Raw genomic sequence first — 2122 nt, 5'->3', positions numbered from 1 at the left:
ACATATCATTTATCTCTCTAAAAATCTCATTTAGTACAAAATACACTCAACTCTTTTTCTTATAATTCTGTGATAGATTACAACAATAATTATTTTAGGCCAATATATAAATTTTCATATTTTGAGAATACAACCCTATATTTAAAGCAAATAATTACACTTTTATTCACTTAATATTCATTTAATGAAATATCCAGTAATTTTTGATGATTTGAGATATAAAATCCAAATCACCAAAGATGCATATTGATCGCCCTCTCTCTTTCAAAAACAGTTCATCCCTCTCTGTTATCCAGCAAAATAAAAGCAAAAAAAGAGAGATGAACCTCATGTTTACGCTTTTTTCACCTTATTCCTTGCATGTTGAGGCATAATGTCAGCAAATTATTTTTTGTTGACCCCATTTAAGGTCGACCATCAATCTTATTCATCATTAAGTCTCTTCTATTAATAAACATGAACGGAGCAACAATGACACTTTCATCTATACAACAATTCAATGATGCTGCATCCGAACATATGCATTCTATCTTTAGTCAACAGCGTACTGCTTTCGACGCAAATCCTTATCCAGATTTAGAACATCGTCGTACCAAAATATTTCAAATTAAAAAACAAATTATTCGTTATCAAGATGTGATTGCGACGGCAATTAATACAGATTTCAGTTCCAGATCTGTTGATGAATCCAAGCTGCTGGATTTACTTGGCTCAGTTCTAGAGGCAGAACATGCAATTCGTCATTTAAGACGTTGGATGCGCCCGAGCAAACGTAGCACCGAGTTATTATTTTTATCTAATCGTCTTCGTGTGCAATACCAGCCTAAAGGTGTGGTCGGGGTTATTGTGCCTTGGAACTTCCCTGTTTATCTCGCCTTAGGCCCCTTGATTGCAGCCATTGCTGCGGGCAATCGCGTGATGATCAAGTTGCCTGAAGTCACCCCAGCAACCAATGCAGTGGTTAAACGTATGCTGGCTGAGGTTTTCACTGAAGATGAAGTTGCTGTTTTTGGTGAAGAAATTGTCGATCCTGCACAATTTACATCTTTGCCTTTCAATCATATTGTGTTTACTGGGTCACCTTCGATTGGACGAGTGGTGATGCGTGCTGCAGCAGACAACCTGACACCTGTAACACTTGAATTGGGAGGTAAATCACCTGCCCTGATCAGTCGTAACTATCCTTTAGCTGATGCAGCAAAACGAGTTTTACATGGTAAAGCCACCAACTGCGGGCAGATCTGTGTTGCGCCAGACTATGCTTTAGTCCCAAAAGAACAAATTGATGCATTCGTCACGGAATGCCAATCTAGCTTCATCAGCATGTATGGAGCGAACATCAGTAACAATTCAAACTACACATCGATTGTGAATGATCGTCATCTCAAGCGTTTATTAGAAATACTAGATGACGCCAAAGCCAAAGGTGCCCAAATTATTGCTTGCGGCGAATATGATCGTGATAAAGATGCTCGTCGTATGCCTGTTCATCTGGTACTGAATTGCACACCAGATATGCGTATTTTAAAAGAAGAATTATTTGGGCCTGTACTGCCTGTTGTCCCTTACGATAGTTTAGATGAAGCCATTCGATATATTCGAGAAGGTGAACGACCGCTGGCTTTATATTGTTTTAGCCATGATGCGAGCGAGCGAGAGTACATCTTAAAACAAACTCACTCTGGGGGTGTCACCATCAATGACTGGGGCTGGCATGTGGTCAATCATGATGCGCCTTTCGGCGGTATTGGTAACTCAGGCATGGGGACTTATCACGGCGAAGAAGGCTTCCGAGAACTTTCACATGCAAAAACCGTCTTTGCCCGTCACCGCTTCTTCCCGACCCAACTGTTCTATCCACCCTATGGCACTTGGGTACAAAAACTGGCGTTACGTTTCTTCTTGAAGCAAGGCGATCCGAATATCAAATAAGTAAAACGCAATACAAGCACGGTATATTGAAAAGCATCTCGTGATGGGATGCTTTTTATCCCTCCCTTCTTCTTTTACCTTCAAGTAAAATTGATGAGATAGAAGATGTATAGTCGCTCTAGTTCTTAGAATAAAATCATTCAAATGTTGTGAATTGACTTAAAAAACACCTAAAACATAAATTATGAAG

1 protein-coding gene is annotated in these 2122 nt (G+C 39.5%); it reads left to right on the top strand.

What is annotated here, in order from left to right; translation table 11 throughout:
• The first annotated feature begins 471 nt into the window (after window positions 1–471).
• Window positions 472–1932 (top strand): coniferyl aldehyde dehydrogenase, encoded by a 1461-nt coding sequence (locus A9Z07_RS04925; RefSeq protein WP_069577369.1) that lies wholly within the window; start codon window positions 472–474, stop codon window positions 1930–1932.
• The last annotated feature ends 190 nt before the right edge of the window (window positions 1933–2122 follow it).

Source organism: Acinetobacter sp. YK3, assembly GCF_001729365.1.
GTDB classification, from domain to species: domain Bacteria; phylum Pseudomonadota; class Gammaproteobacteria; order Pseudomonadales; family Moraxellaceae; genus Acinetobacter; species Acinetobacter vivianii.
Note: the sequence above shows the minus strand (reverse complement) of the source record. Positions and strands in the feature narration are given on the sequence as shown.